The 17,799-nt window shown below is 61.3% G+C and carries 18 protein-coding genes; 7 read left to right on the top strand and 11 right to left on the bottom strand.

The window, feature by feature from the left end; genetic code table 11:
- Nucleotides 1-6: 6 nt before the first annotated feature.
- Nucleotides 7-1,092: an AI-2E family transporter gene (locus tag HK439_RS23360; protein ID WP_190293903.1), complete on the bottom strand. Its 1,086-nt coding sequence runs from the start codon at nt 1,090-1,092 to the stop codon at nt 7-9.
- Between the two features lie 196 nt (nt 1,093-1,288).
- Here HK439_RS23360 and purM point away from each other — a divergent pair, with 196 nt between their 5' ends.
- The gene (gene purM / locus HK439_RS23355; protein ID WP_190293902.1) at nt 1,289-2,374 is read left to right on the top strand and encodes a phosphoribosylformylglycinamidine cyclo-ligase; all 1,086 of its coding nucleotides are present in this window, start codon (nt 1,289-1,291) and stop codon (nt 2,372-2,374) included.
- Complete coding sequence (gene purN / locus HK439_RS23350; protein ID WP_190293901.1) at nt 2,371-3,027, top strand: phosphoribosylglycinamide formyltransferase; 657 nt, start codon at nt 2,371-2,373, stop codon at nt 3,025-3,027. The genes purM and purN overlap by 4 nt, the downstream gene beginning before the upstream one ends.
- Before the next feature lie 20 nt (nt 3,028-3,047).
- On the opposite strand, the gene HK439_RS23345 is transcribed toward purN, so the two are convergent.
- From HK439_RS23345 to ndk, 3 genes are all read right to left on the bottom strand, one after another.
- A complete protein-coding gene (locus tag HK439_RS23345; protein WP_190293900.1) occupies nt 3,048-5,144 on the bottom strand; it encodes a molybdopterin-containing oxidoreductase family protein in 2,097 nt (698 codons plus the stop codon).
- 126 nt (nt 5,145-5,270) lie between these two features.
- Nucleotides 5,271-6,320, bottom strand: coding sequence for a YHYH protein (locus HK439_RS23340; RefSeq protein ID WP_190293899.1), 1,050 nt, complete (start codon nt 6,318-6,320; stop codon nt 5,271-5,273).
- A 157-nt stretch (nt 6,321-6,477) separates the two neighbouring features.
- Nucleotides 6,478-6,900 carry a nucleoside-diphosphate kinase gene (ndk, locus tag HK439_RS23335; protein WP_190293898.1) on the bottom strand — a complete coding sequence of 141 codons (423 nt, stop codon included), beginning with the start codon at nt 6,898-6,900 and terminating at the stop codon, nt 6,478-6,480.
- A gap of 387 nt (nt 6,901-7,287) precedes the next feature.
- Here ndk and HK439_RS23330 point away from each other — a divergent pair, with 387 nt between their 5' ends.
- Nucleotides 7,288-7,800: a DinB family protein gene (locus HK439_RS23330; protein ID WP_190293897.1), complete on the top strand. Its 513-nt coding sequence runs from the start codon at nt 7,288-7,290 to the stop codon at nt 7,798-7,800.
- Between the two features lie 113 nt (nt 7,801-7,913).
- Entirely contained in the window at nt 7,914-8,828 is a 915-nt protein-coding gene (locus tag HK439_RS23325) for a DUF4344 domain-containing metallopeptidase (RefSeq protein WP_190293896.1), read from the top strand.
- 117 nt (nt 8,829-8,945) lie between these two features.
- On the opposite strand, the gene HK439_RS23320 is transcribed toward HK439_RS23325, so the two are convergent.
- The 4 genes from HK439_RS23320 to HK439_RS23305 all read right to left on the bottom strand — a co-directional run bounded on the left by HK439_RS23320 (nt 8,946) and on the right by HK439_RS23305 (nt 12,142).
- A complete protein-coding gene (locus tag HK439_RS23320; protein WP_190293895.1) occupies nt 8,946-9,794 on the bottom strand; it encodes a c-type cytochrome in 849 nt (282 codons plus the stop codon).
- A 49-nt stretch (nt 9,795-9,843) separates the two neighbouring features.
- On the bottom strand, nt 9,844-10,518 hold the full coding sequence (locus tag HK439_RS23315; protein WP_190293894.1) for a glutathione S-transferase family protein: 675 nt from the start codon (nt 10,516-10,518) through the stop codon (nt 9,844-9,846).
- A gap of 132 nt (nt 10,519-10,650) precedes the next feature.
- Nucleotides 10,651-11,586 carry a LysR family transcriptional regulator gene (locus tag HK439_RS23310; RefSeq protein WP_190293893.1) on the bottom strand — a complete coding sequence of 312 codons (936 nt, stop codon included), beginning with the start codon at nt 11,584-11,586 and terminating at the stop codon, nt 10,651-10,653.
- Between the two features lie 67 nt (nt 11,587-11,653).
- Nucleotides 11,654-12,142, bottom strand: a complete 489-nt coding sequence (locus tag HK439_RS23305) for a luciferase family protein (protein ID WP_190293892.1) — start codon at nt 12,140-12,142, stop codon at nt 11,654-11,656.
- Between the two features lie 201 nt (nt 12,143-12,343).
- On the opposite strand from HK439_RS23305, the gene HK439_RS23300 reads away from it, so the two are divergent.
- The 3 genes from HK439_RS23300 to HK439_RS23290 are packed head-to-tail and all read left to right on the top strand — an operon-like array spanning nt 12,344 to nt 15,790.
- The gene (locus HK439_RS23300) at nt 12,344-14,221 is read left to right on the top strand and encodes an ABC-F family ATP-binding cassette domain-containing protein (RefSeq protein ID WP_190293891.1); all 1,878 of its coding nucleotides are present in this window, start codon (nt 12,344-12,346) and stop codon (nt 14,219-14,221) included.
- Nucleotides 14,222-14,233: 12 nt separating this feature from the next.
- Nucleotides 14,234-14,941 carry an HAD family hydrolase gene (locus HK439_RS23295; protein WP_190293890.1) on the top strand — a complete coding sequence of 236 codons (708 nt, stop codon included), beginning with the start codon at nt 14,234-14,236 and terminating at the stop codon, nt 14,939-14,941.
- Nucleotides 14,942-14,965: 24 nt separating this feature from the next.
- A complete protein-coding gene (locus tag HK439_RS23290; RefSeq protein WP_190293889.1) occupies nt 14,966-15,790 on the top strand; it encodes a crotonase/enoyl-CoA hydratase family protein in 825 nt (274 codons plus the stop codon).
- On the opposite strand, the gene HK439_RS23285 is transcribed toward HK439_RS23290, so the two are convergent.
- The 3 genes from HK439_RS23285 to HK439_RS23275 are packed head-to-tail and all read right to left on the bottom strand — an operon-like array spanning nt 15,787 to nt 17,381.
- Nucleotides 15,787-16,179, bottom strand: coding sequence for a rhodanese-like domain-containing protein (locus HK439_RS23285; protein WP_190293888.1), 393 nt, complete (start codon nt 16,177-16,179; stop codon nt 15,787-15,789). The two genes, HK439_RS23290 and HK439_RS23285, sit on opposite strands and share 4 nt — an antisense overlap.
- 42 nt (nt 16,180-16,221) lie before the next feature.
- The gene (locus tag HK439_RS23280) at nt 16,222-16,932 is read right to left on the bottom strand and encodes a class I SAM-dependent methyltransferase (RefSeq protein WP_209012027.1); all 711 of its coding nucleotides are present in this window, start codon (nt 16,930-16,932) and stop codon (nt 16,222-16,224) included.
- Entirely contained in the window at nt 16,929-17,381 is a 453-nt protein-coding gene (locus tag HK439_RS23275) for a DNA polymerase III subunit chi (protein WP_190293886.1), read from the bottom strand. The genes HK439_RS23280 and HK439_RS23275 overlap by 4 nt, the downstream gene beginning before the upstream one ends.
- Nucleotides 17,382-17,799 lie beyond the last annotated feature (418 nt).

The raw sequence follows: 17,799 nt of genomic DNA, 5'->3' as shown, positions 1-17,799 counted from the left end.
ACGCGCCTATTCTGGGTCGGCTGGCTCCGGGCCGCCGACACCCTTGTAAATCGGGCTTGCTAGGTACTGCTTCAGGGCGAACCGTGCAAGTACGCCGATCATGGCCGCAGCCGGAACCGCGATCAACATCCCCACGAATCCAAACAGATATCCAAAGGCAAACAAGGCAAACATCAGGGTCACCGGGTGAAGGCCCGTCTTGTCGCCGACGAGATTTGGCTGAAGGATGTTGCCTTCCAGGAACTGCCCGACCGCGAAGACCGCCGCGACCATCAGGATCATGGTCCAGTCCGGCCAGAACTGGACCAGGGCGACGCCGAGCGACACGATAAGGCCGAGGCTGGCGCCGACAAAGGGAATGAAACTGACAAGCCCTGCTCCCATTCCGATCAGCAGGCCGAAATTGAGCCCCGTAAGTGCAAGGCCGATCGCATAGAACGTCCCCAGAATCACGCAGACGGACACCTGGCCGCGGACGAAACCGGCGACGGCGTCATCCATCTCCCGCGCCAATTGACGGATTTCCTCAAGATGGTCCCTGGGCAGCCAGCCGTCGATACGCGCGACCATGTGGTCCCAGTCGAGCAACAGGTAAAAGGCAACCACCGGCGTGATCACGAACAGGGACAGGATCGACAGAAGCGCCTGCCCGCCGCTCCAGAGTTGCTTGGCGAATCCGCCGAGCCAGGACGCGCCCTGCCCCATCAAATTGGCAAAGGACGACTGCAGATCCGACGGCTTGATCCCGGTCAGTTCGGCGAGCCGCTCGCCGAAGTTCCGGGAGACGAGCTGGTGCAAAGCGCGCACCAGATCCGGCGCCTTCTCCAGAAAGCCGGCAAGCTGGTTTCCAAGCACCGGCACCAGCAGGATGAAGAACAGGACGAGAAAGAAGACGAAGGCAAACAGGATGGTCAATGTGGCCCAGAGCCGGCCGAAGCCCAGCGCCTCCAGCCGGTCACAGACCGGATCGAGCAGATAGGCGACCGCCATACCGGCAACGAAAGGCAACAGAATCTGCGAGAAAACCGCCAGAAAGGCGATAAAAGCGATCAGGGAGACAATCCAGAACCCCAATTGTCGGCGTAAGGTCATCTTGGTCCCCCGGTTCCGGACGAAATGCAGCCAAGGTTCATATGCATGACAGCACTTAGCCTCAGTTAAATCGGCAAAACAAGGGCATGACCATGCCATGAACGGCGTGCACAATCGGCTAGCTCTTGTTTTCGCCCGCGCCAGCCTGTATGCGCGGCACAACGAGTTTCAAGCGCCGCAGCACCGGAGTGCCGTCATGAGCCAGGAAAATCAGCCCCAAGCGACCAATGGTTTGACCTATGCCCAGGCGGGGGTCGACATCGATGCCGGTAACGAGCTGGTCCGCCGGATCAAGCCGCTGGTCAAGGCAACCTCCAGACCGGGCGCCGACAGCGATATCGGCGGCTTCGGCGGCCTGTTCGACCTGAAAGGCGCCGGCTTCAGCGATCCGATCCTGGTTGCCGCCAATGACGGCGTCGGCACCAAGCTGAAAATTGCCATCGAAACGGCTCAGCACCGCACGGTCGGCATCGATCTCGTCGCCATGTGCGTCAACGACCTCGTCGTCCAGGGCGCCGAGCCGCTGTTCTTCCTCGACTACTTTGCCTGCGGGGCGCTGGATGTGGATCAGGCGGCCGATGTGGTCGCCGGCATCGCCGATGGCTGCAAGATGGCGGGAGCGGCGCTGATCGGCGGCGAAACCGCGGAAATGCCGGGCATGTATTCGGAAGGCGATTACGATCTCGCCGGCTTTTCCGTAGGTGCGGTGGAACGCGGCGCGATCCTGCCGCGCCGGGATGTCGGCGAAGGCGACGTGCTTCTGGGCCTGGCTTCTTCCGGGGTCCACTCCAACGGGTATTCCATGGTCCGCAAGATCGTCGAGCTGTCCGGCCTCGCCTGGTCCGACAAGGCCCCCTTCGACGCGGCGCAGACGCTGGGCGAAGCGCTGATGACGCCGACGAAAATCTATGTGAAGCCGCTTCTGGCCGCTCTCACGGCGTCGCGCGGCATCAAGGCGCTCGCCCATATCACCGGCGGCGGCCTGCCGGAAAACCTGCCGCGGGTTCTGCCGGCGGAAACCTCCGCTCGCATCGACCTGTCCGCGATTTCGGTACCGCCGGTCTTCAACTGGCTCGCAACCGCCGGCGGCGTTGCGGAAAAGGAAATGCTCCGGACCTTCAACTGCGGCGTCGGCATGGTCGTGGTGGTTTCCGCAGACGAAGCCGATGCAGTTGCAGCCGTCCTCGCACAGGAAGGTGAAACCGTCTTCAGAATCGGGGCGATCGAGGCGGCCGGCGATAAGCCGGTCCTGTTCGACAACGCCCTGGGGCTCGGAAAATGACCGAGCGAAGGAAGATCGCCGTTCTGATTTCCGGCCGGGGCAGCAACATGGCCTCGCTGATTTCCGCGAGCATGGATCCCAACTACCCGGCCGAGATCACGCTGGTAATCTCGAACAAACCCGGCGCTCCCGGTCTGGAGCGGGCCGCCGAATTCGGCATCGAGACGGCCACTATCGACCACAAGGACTTTCCGCGCGACCGGGAGGCCTTTGAGAAGGCGCTCGACGAGAAGCTGAAGGAACACGGCATCGAATTCGTCGCGCTCGCCGGCTTCATGCGCCTGCTGTCGCCGTGGTTCGTCACTCAGTGGCGCGAGCGAATGATCAATATCCATCCAGCCCTCTTACCCAGCTTCAAGGGGCTTCACACCCACGAGCGGGCGCTGGAGGAAGGCGTCAAGCTGCACGGGGCGACCGTCCACTTCGTTTCCGCCGAAATGGACGACGGACCGATCATCATCCAGGGCGCGGTGCCGGTCCTCGACGGCGATACGCCCGACACCCTGGCCGAACGCGTGCTCGCGGTGGAACACCGGATCTACCCCAAGGCACTGGAACTGGTCGCCTCCGGCCGGGCAAAGGTCAAGGACCAGCGGGTCGCGGTTTCCGGGGAAGACCCCGAGCTGGCAGACACTGTTCTGATCTGGCCGTAAGCTACGGCCGAATACCGCAGCTAAACCTTCTGCACCCAGACGGCCGTGTCGTGGAACGCGGCCCCGCCATAAGGGGCTGACGGGTCGGCGCCGGTGAGCGTGTTGATGCCCTTGCCGTTCGGAAACGCCTCATTCGGCCAGATGCCTTCGGAAATCACCGTTCCCGGCGTCAGCCCCTCCACGTAACGCGCATGGAGGGTGACGGTGCCCCGGTTGTTGCCCATCTCCACCAGATCGCCGTCATTGATGCCGTGGTCTTCAGCATCCGCCTGAAGCATCCAGACCTCGGGCCGCTTTTCCTTCTTGAGAGAACTGTCCGTCTCGTTGAAGGTGGAGTTCAGGAAGGACCGCGCGGGCGCGGTCACCAGCCGGAACGGATGACGTTCGCTGGCATGTTCCAGGTATTCCCAGTGATCGGGCAGTTCGGGCATGGTCGTCCAGGGACCGAGCGGACCGATCGGCGACTTGTTCGGCGATGCGGACCGTCCCCAGTCGGGGCGGAAATGGAACTTGCCGTCCGCATGGGCGAAGCCGCCCAGATAGTGCGCGCTATCGAAATCCGGCTGCAGGTCGATCCAGCGGTTTTCCTCCAGCTCTTCAAGCGTACCGTAGCCGGAGTTCTGCAGCATCCAGTCGATATGTTCGCGTGCGGTCATATGGAAGCCCGGATGCTGGTCGGCGCCGAGCCGTTTCGCCAGTTCGTTCAGGACGAACAGGTTTTCGCGCGGGCCGTCCGGTGCTTCGGTGACTTTGGGACCGAGCATCAGATACTGGTGTCCGCCGCCCTTGTAGATGTCGTCATGTTCCAGGAACTGGGTCGCCGGCAGGACCACGTCGGCCATCTTCGCCGTCTCGGTCATGAACTGCTCGTGGACGCAGACAAACAGATCCTCGCGGGCAAAGCCTTTCTTGACCAGTTCCTGCTCCGGCGCGACGGAAACCGGATTGGTGTTCTGGATCAGCATGGCGGTGACCGGCGGCCCATCCTGCAAGGCGTCTTCATCGCCGGTCAGCACCCGGCCGATCAGGGACTGGTCCAGGAACCGGGTTTCCGGACGGCGCAGTTCCGGCGCCTCGATCATGGACTTGTTGAGTTCGTAGATCGCGCCGTTGTTGTGAAAGACGCCGCCGCCTTCATATTGCCAGCAGCCGGTCACCGCTCCGATCGATGCGGCTGCGTGCATGGAAACCGCGCCGTTGCGCGTGCGGGTGAAACCATAGCCGAGCCGGAGATAGGTGCGTTTCACATCGCCGATCAGCCGGGCCACCTCTTCGATCTGTGCTACCTGGAGCCCGGTGATGTCCGCCGCCCATTCCGGCGTCTTTTGGGCAAGATGCGCCTCGAGCTCGGCCGGACAGTCGGTGTATTTTTCCAGATAGGCACGATCGGCAAGCCCGTCGCGGAACAGCACATGCATGATCGCGCAAGCCAGGGCCGCGTCGGTACCGGGTTTGAGAACAAGCCCGATATCGGCCTGCTTCATGGTCTCGGTGTTGTAGACATCGATGACGATGATCCGCGCGCCGCGTTTCTTCCGCGCCGTGATCGCATGGGTCATGACATTGACCTGGGTCGCGACCGGATTGGTGCCCCAGATCACCACCTGATCGGAGACGGCCATTTCCCGCGGATCCGGGCCGGCAAGTTTGCCGGTGCCCGCGACAATGCCGGTCCAGGCATTGTTGGTGCAGATGGTATCGAACTGGAGCGAGTAGCCCTTGGCGTGGCGAAAACGATGGATGGAATCGCGCTGCACCTGACCCATGGTGCCGGCGTAGTGATAAGGCCAGACGGTTTGGGCCCCATGCTCGGCCTCCGCCGCCAGGAATTTTTCCGCGACCAGGTCGAGCGCTTCGTCCCAGGAGATTTCCTCAAACCGGCCCTCGCCTTTCGGGCCGACCCGGCGCAGCGGCTTCAACAGCCGATCCGGATGGTAGAGACGCTCGGCATAACGGGCGACCTTGGCGCAGATCACACCGGCCGTATAGGCATTTCCGGAAGCGCCGCGCAGGCGGCCGATCCTGCCGTCGTTCAGAACCTCGACATCGAGCGCGCAAGTCGAAGGGCAATCGTGCGGACAGGCGGAAAATGTACCAGCCGGTTCGTGTTTGGTCATATCGGGTCTTTCTCGCAATCACCGGTTCGCAAACCGGACCAGCGAGTCTGATCAACAAAGGGGCGCTGTCAAGCGCCCCCCGTCGTTCAACAGTTCCGGCAACGGTTCCGGTAACGGTTCAGGTCATCAGCTCCCGCTGCAGGGACTATGCCCACCCGGTCCGCCAGGACGCGGGCCGCGGCCGGGGCCGAAGCCGGGCCCCTGTCCCGGACCGGGTCTTTGGCCGAACATGGCGACACCGCGCGGCGGCGGCATACCGGCCTGAGGACCGCGCGGGCCGCCCGGACCACCTTGGCCCTTGAGCTTCATGAAGGACCCGTCCGGCGTGCCCATCCAGCAACGCGGAATGAAAGGAAAAGTATCGGTCAGGACATATTGGTACGTGCCCTTCGGATATTCCGGGGTCACGGCGAAGCGGCCGTTGCACTGGTCGAGATCGCCGCGGCCTTTGGCATAGGTCCAGTCCTGGGTGAACTTGCCGTCGTAGCGCCCTCCCGGACCGCTCGGACGGATCCCGCTCTTGATCACGTAACTGCTTTTCAGCTTTTTCACGGCGGAAGGATGCTTCGGATCGCTATAGCCGTAGGGGCCGTAGATCGGAAAGCCGTCAGCGGCATAGCCGAGGAGCGCCGGAATGTTTCTGCCGCCTTCCGACGCCAGAACCCCGGTTGGAATACCATGATAGTGATAGGTTCCGTCCGGCTGAACATGGGCGTTGTATTTATCGAGGCCGAGCCGGCAGGCGCCGCCCATAGCCTCGTAATTCCAGCCGGAGCGCCGGTCGTTCTGCCAGAATTCGGCCGTTGCCGGGTCCATCAGAACGCCGTTGACCGCGATACCGAAGGCAGCGTGCCGCGTCGGCGTGGCCCGGCCTGACTTTTGCGGATTTACCGGCACTCTGAGCTGGTAGTTCTTCTTGGAAATCCGGTCCGGATTGCCGGAGTTGGGAAAGTGTCCCGGCGCCTTGAGCGGATAGCCGTTGGCGTGAATATAGCGATAAGCGCCGTCAACCGTCATTGTCGCTGCCGCTTCGGCCGGCGGCAGTATGAGGTCCCAGACGGCATCTGACAGAGATTGTTTCTCAACAGCCTGTTCGCCGGCAAGGACATGACCGTCTTCATGGGCCTGGGCCGTGGTGGCCAGGACCGTTCCCAGGACGGCAAGTGTCATGCGCATGGAGTTCTCCCAATGGTTTGTCGAGCCCGCGACGCCTATGACCCTGCCTGCTAACGTCTTGTAATCCTATCGAAAAACTGTCCGAAAGTGTATCAGAACGTAACAGGGCCGGTCCTTGCGGACCGGCCCTGCGAAATCGGTAACGTCTGGTGATTGCTTAGCCGACGATGTCGCAGCCGGCGAACCAGAAGGCGATTTCTTCCGCCGCGGTTTCCGGAGCGTCGGACCCATGGACCGAGTTCTCGCCGATGGACAGTGCGTATTCCTTGCGGATGGTGCCTTCAGCGGCGTCGGCCGGGTTGGTTGCGCCCATCACTTCACGGTTCTTGGCGATGGCATTTTCGCCTTCCAGAACCTGAACGACCGTCGGGCCGGAGGACATGAACTCTGTCAGTTCACCGAAGAACGGGCGTTCCTTGTGGACCGCGTAAAAGGCTTCAGCCTGACGCAGGGACATCCATACGCGGCGGGAAGCAACGACGCGCAGGCCGGCTTCTTCCAGCTTGGCAGTGATGGCGCCCGTCAGGTTGCGCTTGGTGGCATCCGGCTTGATCATCGAAAAGGTGCGTTCAATCGCCATGGGTTCGGTCTTTCTGGTTTGTCTGCTGCAACTGACAGCTTGTTTCCGGCCGGCGTCCGATGGCGCCGAATACCGGTTGCGAAAATCGCGCCTCTAATAGCTTTGCCCCGTTGTCCATGCAAGGGGGACAGGTGATGACATTTTCATGTCACCGCGATCGCGAGCCGACTCCGCTCATAGGCCCTCTCACTTCCGCAACTGCGAAGGACCCCGGCTTTTTATATGACCCGGTATACCCATTTTTACCGGTATTGCGACTTTTACCCGTCGAAATTCAACTATTAGTAGATTATGCGATAACCGCACTTGCAAAATACGGTTGAATCCTCATAAATCACACCATTGCGAACAATGCATACATTTCGTGATGCATAAGGGAGTGTGTTCGTGAAAGCCGTATTGAACATGATGATGGAATACAATCGCTGGGCGAACGAACGCCTTTTTGCGGATTGCGAACGAGTGCCTGAAGAGATTTACCATCGCGATATGGAGACCGAATACGGTTCGATCCACAAGACGCTCGACCACATCCTGCTGGTCGATCTTTTATGGCTGGAGCGTTTCGCAGGCAGGGGCGACAAATATCCTTCGTTTGACGAGACGATCACCGACACTTTCAAAGAGCTCAAGGCCCGGCGGCAGACAACGGACGAGGAATTGAGCCGCTTCTGCCAGGAAAGCACCGAAGTCGGGCTGACCAGAATGGTTCAATTCAGAACCGTCCTCGATCCTGCGACGATAGAACAGCCGGTCGGCGGCGCCATCATCCTGCTGTTTCACCATCAAAGCCACTACCGGGCGCAGGCACAGGCCCAACTCAGCATGCAGGGTTACGAACCCCAGATCCTGAATCTGATGTTTTTTCAGCGGCAGACCGGTCTTGGACTAATGGGCTGAAAAATCGCATGTCCTATCATATGCTTTTGATGGATATCGGCTCTCCAGAAGGCTAATTTGCGCCGACCTGCAGCCACTCCAGGTCTGCAAGGCAGCCACTCGGAGAATGAGCCATGGTGGGCCGGAACTACCGCAATACCTGCCTGTTTGCGTCGTCGATCGAAGGAGGAATGACTGCTTTCGCCCGCATGATGCGGACTATCCCGCTCACTGTTGGTATATTCGCCACCTTAGTGCTTTCCTGCCTTGCCGCTGTTGTTCCGGCGCGCGCGTCAAGCAATCTGGACCTTCGGCTGGAACGGCTGCAGACAGAGGATCTGGAGGATCTCTTTGCCTTCGTCACCGGCAATGTCCTGTTCGCGCTCTACCACGAAGGCGGACATATGCTGGTGTCCGAACTCGGCCTGCCGGTCCCGGACCAGGAAGAAGACGCGGTCGACAATCTGGCCACCGTCACCATGCTTTCGGTAAAGGACGCCGACATGGACCTGTGGCTTTCCAATGCCATGATCGGCTGGTTCCTGATTGCCGACGGGAAGGTCGGCGACATACCCTTCTACACCGAACACAATCTCGACCTGCAGCGGGCCTACCGGATGCTGTGTCTGATGGCCGGAACAGACGAAGGCTCCTTCGGCCAGCTTGCAACCGACCTGGGACTGCCGGCAGAGCGCAGGGCGCATTGCGCCGACGTTTCCCAACAGGCCTGGCAATCGTGGCAGACGGCAATCGGAAGCCGCTTGCGCAACAGCGACAAGCCGGCGGGGAAGATTTCGATCTATTACCGGATGGTCCCTCAGGACCTGGCATCGATGGAAATATTCCTGAAGGAAAGCGGGCTCCTGGAACTGATCGCCGAGGACTTCGACACGCTTTACACCCTTCCCGACAAGGTGACCTTCACCGCCCGGCCCTGCGGCGAGGAAAATGCCTATTGGGATCCGGACAAGCGCGAGCTGACCCTCTGCTACGAGTTGATGGCGGGATTTGCCCGGATCTATCTGGATCAGGTGGCCGCCGACAAATAGTACCGGCGGTGCTCTGAAGGCACCGACACGCTCCGCCAAGGCCAGTAGCGTTTCAGCGAGCCGGTCAATCGGCCACAAACAAAGGCCATTCCGGGGAATGGCCTTTGACGTCATCGGTTATTTTGAGGCGAGCGGCTTGAGCTGTCTCAAATACGCAATGATCGCTCCGACGTCCCCGTCGCTCATGCCGGCGTAATAGAAGAACCCCATAGGCGGCATGAGATGGGTGCCGTCCGGCCTGACGCCGTGCCGGATGATCATGGCGAGCTCCTTGTCGGAATACTTGGCGATGCCATCCTCATGCGGGGTAATGTTTGCCGAAACGGACACGCCCCAGGGTCCCTTGAAACTATTGCCGCCTGCCCCGAGCCGGTTTTCCATGTCCGGACGGCCTTTCACGAAGGTCGTATGGCACTCCATGCAATGGGCCACCGGACCGGCCAGGTAGGCCCCGTAGGCGACCTTGTCGTCACGCGGCATGTCCGCCACTTCACCCACCGGAGGTCCATAAGCCGGCGGCAGCGGAATGTAATACGTGGACTTGGGCACCTCGTTCTCGACCGGCGTCACTGTCCGCAAATAGACGACCATCGCCTTGAGATCCGTATCGGATAAACCACGATAGAGCGAAATCGGCATCGGCGGACCGATGATGGTGCCGTCCGGACGCTTGCCTTCACGAATGGCCAGGCTGATTTCGGCATCTGTCCAGTTGCCGATCCCGGTTTTCTTGTCCGGCGTAATGTTCGGAGCGAACGCCTTGAAGACGCCCTCTTCTCCGCCGACGAAGCTTCCTGCCATCGTCAGGGAGGTATCCGGCCCGTTCGGCGTTTGCGGCGTATGGCAATTGCCACAAGCCGCAACGTTGTTCACCAGATACTCGCCGCGCGCCAGCAGTTCTTCCGCGGACGCACCGGTTATCGTTCCCGCCAGCACAACGGCCGCGATGCCAATTGCTCGTTTCATGTTCCCCTCCTGTGTCTCCGAAAAATGTTCCCTGAACGATATTCCGTTCTCAGGCAGCGATGAAACTTTGTTCCTTGAGGCTCTCCACCATTCCATTGAAACCGGCATTCACCGGTTCCCAGCCGGGAAGCGCCTTCATGTTGGCAATCCAGCGGGAGATGTTCGGATAAGCTGAAAGGTCATTCTGGATTGCCTCACCCAGCGTGACCAGGGATGCGCCGAAGCAATCGGCGATTGTCAGCCGGTCGAGGCAAAGGAAATCCTTTTGCGGACCGATGAGGTGCTCGTCGAGCAGGGAAAGCCAGTGGCGGGAGCGTTGCCGGCCCCAGGAGACCGTTGCCTTGGTCCCTTCATCGCTTCGCCGCGCATGGTGCGGGAACAACTGTGCGTAAACGAGGTTATAGCCGTAATCACGGTAGAAGTTCCCGTTGAACCAGGCCAGGGCCTCGTCGACCCTCGCGCGTTCCATCAAACCGGCCGGATACATGTCCGACCCGGATTTGCCTGCGAGATAACGCAGGATCGCGGTGCTTTCCGTCAGGACAAAGCCATCGTCGTCCAGGACAGGCACCAGCCGGTTCGGATTGAGCTTGCCATATTCCGGCGCATGCTGCGCTCCGGTCATGAGGTCGACCACATGCGTTTGCAGCGGGATATTTTCCTGCGCGGCGAACAGCATGACCGCTCGCGAAGGAGCCGAAGCCGGATGCATGTAAAGTTTCATGGGGTCTATCCTTCAATCCATTGAGATCCTCTGCGCGGGGAGCGCTTCAACTTGACGGGAATGACCGTGCAGGATTGCCAGGAACTGAGGAAGCCAAAGGCCTGCGAACAGCTTGTTCGGATTTTCCGAACATCAATCCGGCTGGATGAAACCGGCCTCGATCAGCGGAATATCCCAAGGCGGCGGATCTCCGAGCATCACCCGAAGATGATCCACGAAAGCGCTCAGGCGCGGATTGGTACGATGCGCGCGCGGGTAGACCGCGGAAATCGAATCCGTCTCCGGTTTCAGACCCAGATCGACAACCTGCAGCCGTCCGGCCAGTAGGTCCGCGCTGATCATGAAGGTCGGTAACAGCGCAAGTCCAAATCCCTCAACCGCGGCGACACGCATCATTATTCCGCTGTCGGTTTCGAAACGTCCCGACAGGCGCGGCGCACGACGCCCGTCTTCCGTCAAGAAGGTCCAGTCCTGACTGATCCGCCGGTTGCGGTAGATTATTGCGCTATGGTCCCGCAGGTCCTCGAACGAGCCCGGCACGCCATGACGGTCCGCATAGGCCGGGCTGCAGACGACCAGACGACGACCGGTCGTCAGCCGCCGGGCCAAAAGATCGGAATCACTATGCCGCGCCCCGCGTATGGCCACGTCAAACCCTTCCTGGATGATGTCGACGGTCTGATCCGAGGCGGAAATTTCCAGATTCATCCGGGGATGGGCTTCCAGAAATCGCGTGAAAATCGGCGTGAGCCAGTCCACACCCAACGAAACCGGCACGGCCACCCGGAGGCTTCCGCTCAAGGCCCCGTCCTCATCCGCGACCACATCACGCGCCTTTTCCATCGCCTCCAGCAAATCCCGGGCGTGCCCGAGAAAGAGTTTTCCGGACTGGGTCAGGCTCAAACCATGAGTGGAGCGGGTGACCAGCTGGACACCGAGATCGCTCTCAAGCGCCTTCAGCCGGTCGCTGATGACGGAACGGGAAACGCCCAGCTTGCCGGCCGCCGCGTTCAGGCTGCCGGCATCGACGATGGCGACATAGGTCAGGATCAATTCACTTCGAAGCATTGCCCCTCGACCTTGTCACGCGCCGGCTCCACTCACATTTCCCGGGGCCAACTTAAGCATCGCCGCGCTAGCTGGTCCACCCGATCTCACCGGTAGCGAAGGCATGGCTGGTTTTGACCAGACACCAGACCGTTTCCAGTTCGTCCCTGTCCCGGGGACCAAAGACCATGACCACCGTTTCCGGTGCCCGCTTGTCACGCCCGGCCAGGGGATGCGGCTCCGCCCATCCCTTTTCTATGGCATCGCAACGGACCGCCTCGGGAAGGGTCAGATGCAGACTGCCGTCATTGTGGGGATGTATATGAGCAAATTCATTGCCGGTCATGCAGGCACAGCTCGGCCCGAAACGTTTTGAATCAAGCACGAAGACAGCCCTCGCCCCCGGCACGGACACGTCGCTTTGGCCGGTCTCCACCGAAGCCATCCGGCTCATGCGGTCCCACAGTGTTTCCTGCATGTCGACCGGCGCATTCTGGTTCAGCTGGCTATGTGGCAGGCAGTCGGAGGTATTCGGCTTCGGGCCGGATCGTTTTGGCAGACCTGGCGGATTCTGCATGGTCTCGTTCATCCCTTTTGCAAGAATTCTGTCGGGCAACCATTTCAGCACATGCTGGATTTTCGGCTAGCAAGCTCCGGCAAACATGCTGTTCGATAAAACCGACGACCGTGGAAGCCGGACTGCAAAAATTCGAAGAAATATCCTCCGGCCCGGGTTCTCCCTTGCATCCCGACGCGGCCTCATCCAAACATCGCACCCATGTTGCAGATTACCGACCTTACCTACCGGATCGGCGGCCGGCTTCTCATCGACCACGCCAGCGTTACCCTCCCCGCCCGGTCCAAGACCGGACTTGTGGGGCGGAACGGTGCGGGCAAGTCGACGCTGTTCAAGCTGATCACCGGCGATTTGTCCTCCGAATCCGGATCGATCCAGATCCCGAAGTCCGCCCGCATCGGCCAGGTCGCACAGGAAGCGCCCGGCACCGAGGACAGCCTGCTCGACGTGGTGCTTGCCGCCGATACGGAACGCACGCGCCTGCTTATGGAAGCCGAAACAGAAACCGACCCGGCCCGCATCGCTGATATCCATACCCGGCTTGCCGACATCGGCAGCCATACCGCGGAAGCACGCGCAGGCGCCATCCTTTCCGGCCTCGGCTTCGATGCGGAGGCGCAAAAACGCCCCTGCTCGGCCTTTTCCGGCGGCTGGCGCATGCGCGTTGCCCTGGCCGCCGTGCTCTTTTCCGAACCCGACCTTTTGCTTCTCGACGAGCCCACCAACTATCTTGATCTTGAAGGCACGCTCTGGCTTGAGAACTACGTCGCCCGCTATCCGCACCAGGTCGTGCTGATCTCCCACGACCGCGATCTCCTGAACAAGGCGGTCGACAGCATCGCCCACCTCGACCGGGGCAAGCTGACCTTCTATCGCGGTGGCTACGACAGCTTCGACCGCCAGCGGCGGGAAAAAATGGTCCTGCAGCAGAAGGCGAAGGAAAAGCAGGACGAGCAGCGCAAGCATCTGCAGGCCTTCGTTGACCGTTTCCGCGCCAAGGCCACCAAGGCGCGTCAGGCACAGTCGCGCCTCAAGATGCTGGAGAAGATGGAGCCGATTGCCGCGCTCACCGAAGAAAGCAGCCGTCCGATCCACTTCCCCGATCCGGAAGGCCGGCTCGCGCCGCCGATCCTGAAACTTGAAAACGTCTCCACCGGCTATGACGGCAAGGAGATCCTGAAGCGGCTCACGGTCAACATCGACACCGACGACCGGATTGCCCTGCTCGGCGCCAACGGCAACGGCAAGTCGACCTTCGCCAAGCTGATTTCCGGACGCCTGGATGCCATGAGCGGCGAGATCACCAAGGCGACGAAACTCAAGATCGCCTTTTTCGCCCAGCACCAGCTCGACGAGTTGCGCCCGGCGGAAAACGCCGTCGAACACGTCCGCCGCCTGATGCCCCAGGCACCGGAAGCGCAGGTGCGCGCCCGGGTCGCCCGCTTCGGCCTGCCGACCGACCGCATGGACACGCCGGCGAAAGACCTGTCGGGCGGGGAGAAGGCGCGGCTCCTGCTTGGCCTTGCCACCTTCGACGGACCGAACCTGCTCATCCTCGACGAACCGACCAACCACCTCGACATCGACAGCCGCGAAGCGCTGATCCTCGCGCTGAACGACTTCCAGGGCGCCGTCGTGCTGATTTCCCACGACCGTCATCTGGTGGAAGCCTGCGCCGACCGGCTCTGGCTCGTCGCCGACGGAGGCGTGGCGCCCTATGACGGGGACATGGAAGACTACCGCCGCCTGATCCTGCAAGGACCGGATGCGGAGAAAAAGGCGCGCAAGGAAGAGGAAGACGACAAGGGCTCAGCCCAGGAGCGCCGCCGCGAGGCGGCGGAAAAGCGTCACCTGCTCAAGCCGCTTCGCCAAAAAATCGAGGCGGCGGAAAAGGAGATGTCACGTCTCCAGGACAAGATCGTCAAACTGGATGAAGCTCTGGCCGATCCTGAATTCTTTACCCGCGAACCGGACCGGGCCACCAAATTCGCCAAGGAACGGGCCTATTGCGAAAAGAAGCTCGTCAAAACGGAAGAGGAATGGCTGGAGCTTTCCGCCGAATACGAAGAAGCGAGTTGAACGGAGGTCTTTATGAGCGGTGGCACGACACTGGACACGATCGGGTTCGATGCCGACGACACGCTCTGGCACAACGAAACCGTCTTCAAGCTGACCGAGGACCGCTTTGCCGGGCTTCTTGCCGATTACGCCGACAAGAAGCACCTGGAGGAGCGCCTGCTCGCCGCGGAACGGCGCAACGTCGCGCAGTACGGCTATGGCATCAAGGGGTTCATGCTGTCCATGATCGAAACGGCGCTTGAAGTCACCGACCAGAAGGCGCCGGCGTCCGTCATCTCGGAAATTCTCGAAGCCGGCAAGGACATGCTGTCCCACCCGGTAGAGCCCCTGCCCCATGTCCGGGAAACGCTCGACGCGGTCGCGGGCGACTACCGCCTGGTGCTGATCACCAAGGGCGACCTGTTCGACCAGGAGCGCAAGATAGCCGCTTCCGGCCTTGCGGACTATTTCGATGCCATCGAAGTGGTCAGCGAGAAGACGGCCGACACCTATCAGGCGCTGTTCGCGCGTCACGGCTCAGGCGCCGAAAACGCCCTGATGATCGGCAATTCCCTGAAATCGGATATCCTGCCGGCCCTTGAGGCCGGCAGCATCGGCGTGCATGTGCCCTATCAGCTGACCTGGGGCCTGGAATACGCGGAAGAGCCTGCGGGCCACGACCGGTTTCACCGGATCGATCATATCGGCAAGCTGCTCCAGTTGCTGGAAAGGCTCGGCTGAACGGTAAAACCCTTGGGAGGAAACATGTCCGGTGAGACCTCGGTTCGTATCGAAAAAAACGGCCCGGTGACGACCGTCATCCTGTCGCGGCCCCATGCTCGCAACGCGGTGGACGATGACACGGCAAACCGTCTCTACGAGGCGTTTCTGGCCTTCGAAGACGACAGCGACGCCGCTGCCGCGGTCTTTTACGGCGAAGACGGGGCTTTTTGCGCAGGCTATGACCTGAAGGCGGCCAGCGCGCAGACACAGGAAAAGCCGCTCGAAGAGTTGGACATTCCAAGCGACTGGCCCGGTGGCCGGGGAGACGACATTGCCAAGGGGCCGATGGGGCCGAGCCGGCTGACGCTTTCCAAGCCCGTGATTGCCGCCATCGCCGGACCTGCGGTTGCCGGCGGTATGGAACTGGCGCTCTGGTGCGACATGCGCATCATGGAGGAAAGCGCCTATATGGGCGTCTTCTGCCGCCGCTGGGGCGTGCCGCTGATTGATGGCGGCACCATTCGCCTGCCGCGGCTTGTCGGCATGGGGCGGGCGATGGACCTGATCCTGACCGGTCGCAAGGTTACGGCGGACGAGGCCCTGCGCATCGGCCTGTGCGAGCGGGTCGTCGCGGACGGCACCGCACGGCAAGCCGCAGAGAATCTGGCCGCCGAAATCGCCCGTTTCCCGCAAGGCTGCCTGCGCGCGGACCGGGCGTCCGCGCTGGAGGGCTTCGATCTGCCGTTCAACGAGGCGCTGATCCGCGAATGGCGCAACCGGGAAATCTTCGAGAAGGAAGGTCTGGCAGGGGCCGGTCGGTTTTCGGGAGGCGCCGGCCGGGGCGGCAAGTTCGAAGAAACCGATTAGTCCTTTCGCTCGACCGGTCCGCCCTTTTCCTCCCAGGTGGAAAAGCCTTCCTTGAGGTGGGCGCAGTCGAAGCCCATTTCCTTCAGCGCAACGGCCGTCAGCGCGGAGCGCCAGCCGGAGCCGCAATAGAGCACGAAGGTTTTGTCCTCGCCGAAAATCTCCTTGTAATAAGGGCTTTCCGGGTCGACCCAGAATTCGGCCATACCGCGCGGGCAGTGAAAGCTGCCGGGAACGAAGCCGGTGCGCTGGCGCTCGCGCACGTCCCGCAGGTCGACCATCACCACGTCCGGATTACCGACCATCTGAATGGCGTCGGCCGTTTCGATTTCCTCGACCTGCGCCCGTGCCCGTTCGACAAGTTCCGCCGACGAGATTTTCAGTTTCGCCATGTCCGTTTCATTCCCTCCCTGACTGCAATCATTTCTGCTTGTCTATTCCGGCTTCCGGAACAGCGCCATCACATGCGGGATCGTCCGGTCCGGACGCTCCACGTTGTAATAGTCCTCGTCGATCAGCGTCAGCCCGTGTTCGGTAAAGCGGAGCCATTCGGAAGGCATCATCGGCCAGGGCGGCCCCTTGGCGTCACTCCCCTCGCCCCGGCTTCTCGTGATCATCAAAAGGCGTCCGCCGGGGGCGACGAGGCCGGCCAGAACGCCGATGGCATCGTGGCGCATGGGGTCCTTCAAGGCCTGCAGCGTGTAGCATTCATGAACCAGATCGAATTTGTCCGTCCAGTTTTCCGGAAGGGCAAAGAGATCGGCGGCCTGATAGTCGACCGTGCTTTCGGGAAAGCGCTTTTTCGCCCAGTCGATCGCCTCCGGAGCCAGATCGAAAGCCGTTGTCCGGTATCCGGCACTCGCCAGCGCTTCCGCATTGTCGCCCAGACCGCAGGCGACATCCAGCGCACTTGCCCCGTTGCCCGGATTGCGGGCGAGCCAGTCGACAAGCGCCTTCTTGGGCGCAAGATCCGCCCAGGGAACGGCCGCCGGATCGCCTCCGGCTTCCCGGTAGACCGCCCGGAACCAGGTTTGTCGATCTTCCGCATCGCCACCGTCGGCGCCGGTCAGACGGTCGATCCGCTCCCGCGCCGCATCGCGCCGTGCGAGAAACTCCGCAGACTTCGGATCGCCGATATTGCTCATGCCTTGCGCTCCCATCCGCCTGATGCGGTCTGCTGCCAGTATGTTACCTCAAACCCTTCCGCCTTGGCCTCCTTCCAGCGCAGGCGCACCTCGGCAACGGCATCCTGGTCCCGTCCGTCGAACATATAGACCGCGCGCTTGTAGCCTCCAAGGGACGGCGGATCGGCGCGGTCAACCAGAAAGCGGACATCCGCCTCGTTCGGGTTGTCCTGTGCGGGCGTCAGGAAGATCGGCTGATGTTCCGCATAGCCGTCATCGGCGGTGCCATGGGGCAGAAAGCTGTCGTCGGCGAATGTCCACAAGTGCGCATCGAGCGCACGGCAGCGCTCCAGGGACCCTGTCTGCACCACCACCTTCCAGTCCCTGTCCAGGCATTTCTGCAAAAGCTTCGGCAGGGCCGCCTCGAGTGGCTGCTCGGTCAGATGATAGAAAAGAACTTCAACACTCATTTGAACAGCACTCGCACCGCTTTAGCGCCTCTTGCCTGTACGGGATGATGCACCCCGGCAACACCTCGCCTTAAGTGTGGGGGCATCCCGAAACGGTCATGGACTTCCGTTTCGACTCGTATCATTAACGCTTCGAAAATGTCGATTGGCTACAAATGTTGCCGGGAAGCCTTGGCTCCACATGATTTGGGGTAGGGACAGACCGGCACGGGGGCCGGATCTGACGCAACGGGGGATTTGATGCTAGGACGCGTCGTTGTATTTTTCGCGCTCGTTTTCGCCATTGCCGGCGCGACGGCCGGTATGGGACTTATCGTGACTGAACAAGCAACCGCCTGTCAGGCCTACAAGACCTGCTGAAACGGACGGTTTCGACATTCGGCCCGCGAGGGCGATGGAACAAAAACCCGCCGATCCG

The sequence above is a fragment of the Roseibium aggregatum genome, from assembly GCF_014692675.1.
Classification (GTDB): Bacteria; Pseudomonadota; Alphaproteobacteria; order Rhizobiales; family Stappiaceae; genus Roseibium; species Roseibium aggregatum_C.
This window is presented reverse-complemented; position numbering and strand designations above follow the sequence as displayed.

Coding starts and splice junctions, on each gene's coding strand:
- HK439_RS23315 (WP_190293894.1), bottom strand. CDS start 10,518: ATGAAACTTTACATGCATCCGGCTTCGGCTCCTTCGCGAGCGGTCATG.
- HK439_RS23280 (WP_209012027.1), bottom strand. CDS start 16,932: ATGAGCAATATCGGCGATCCGAAGTCTGCGGAGTTTCTCGCACGGCGC.
- HK439_RS23300 (WP_190293891.1), top strand. CDS start 12,344: ATGTTGCAGATTACCGACCTTACCTACCGGATCGGCGGCCGGCTTCTC.
- HK439_RS23340 (WP_190293899.1), bottom strand. CDS start 6,320: ATGCGCATGACACTTGCCGTCCTGGGAACGGTCCTGGCCACCACGGCC.
- HK439_RS23290 (WP_190293889.1), top strand. CDS start 14,966: ATGTCCGGTGAGACCTCGGTTCGTATCGAAAAAAACGGCCCGGTGACG.
- purN (WP_190293901.1), top strand. CDS start 2,371: ATGACCGAGCGAAGGAAGATCGCCGTTCTGATTTCCGGCCGGGGCAGC.
- purM (WP_190293902.1), top strand. CDS start 1,289: ATGAGCCAGGAAAATCAGCCCCAAGCGACCAATGGTTTGACCTATGCC.
- HK439_RS23305 (WP_190293892.1), bottom strand. CDS start 12,142: ATGCAGAATCCGCCAGGTCTGCCAAAACGATCCGGCCCGAAGCCGAAT.
- HK439_RS23310 (WP_190293893.1), bottom strand. CDS start 11,586: ATGCTTCGAAGTGAATTGATCCTGACCTATGTCGCCATCGTCGATGCC.
- HK439_RS23345 (WP_190293900.1), bottom strand. CDS start 5,144: ATGACCAAACACGAACCGGCTGGTACATTTTCCGCCTGTCCGCACGAT.
- HK439_RS23275 (WP_190293886.1), bottom strand. CDS start 17,381: ATGAGTGTTGAAGTTCTTTTCTATCATCTGACCGAGCAGCCACTCGAG.
- HK439_RS23320 (WP_190293895.1), bottom strand. CDS start 9,794: ATGAAACGAGCAATTGGCATCGCGGCCGTTGTGCTGGCGGGAACGATA.
- ndk (WP_190293898.1), bottom strand. CDS start 6,900: ATGGCGATTGAACGCACCTTTTCGATGATCAAGCCGGATGCCACCAAG.
- HK439_RS23285 (WP_190293888.1), bottom strand. CDS start 16,179: ATGGCGAAACTGAAAATCTCGTCGGCGGAACTTGTCGAACGGGCACGG.
- HK439_RS23295 (WP_190293890.1), top strand. CDS start 14,234: ATGAGCGGTGGCACGACACTGGACACGATCGGGTTCGATGCCGACGAC.
- HK439_RS23360 (WP_190293903.1), bottom strand. CDS start 1,092: ATGACCTTACGCCGACAATTGGGGTTCTGGATTGTCTCCCTGATCGCT.
- HK439_RS23325 (WP_190293896.1), top strand. CDS start 7,914: ATGGTGGGCCGGAACTACCGCAATACCTGCCTGTTTGCGTCGTCGATC.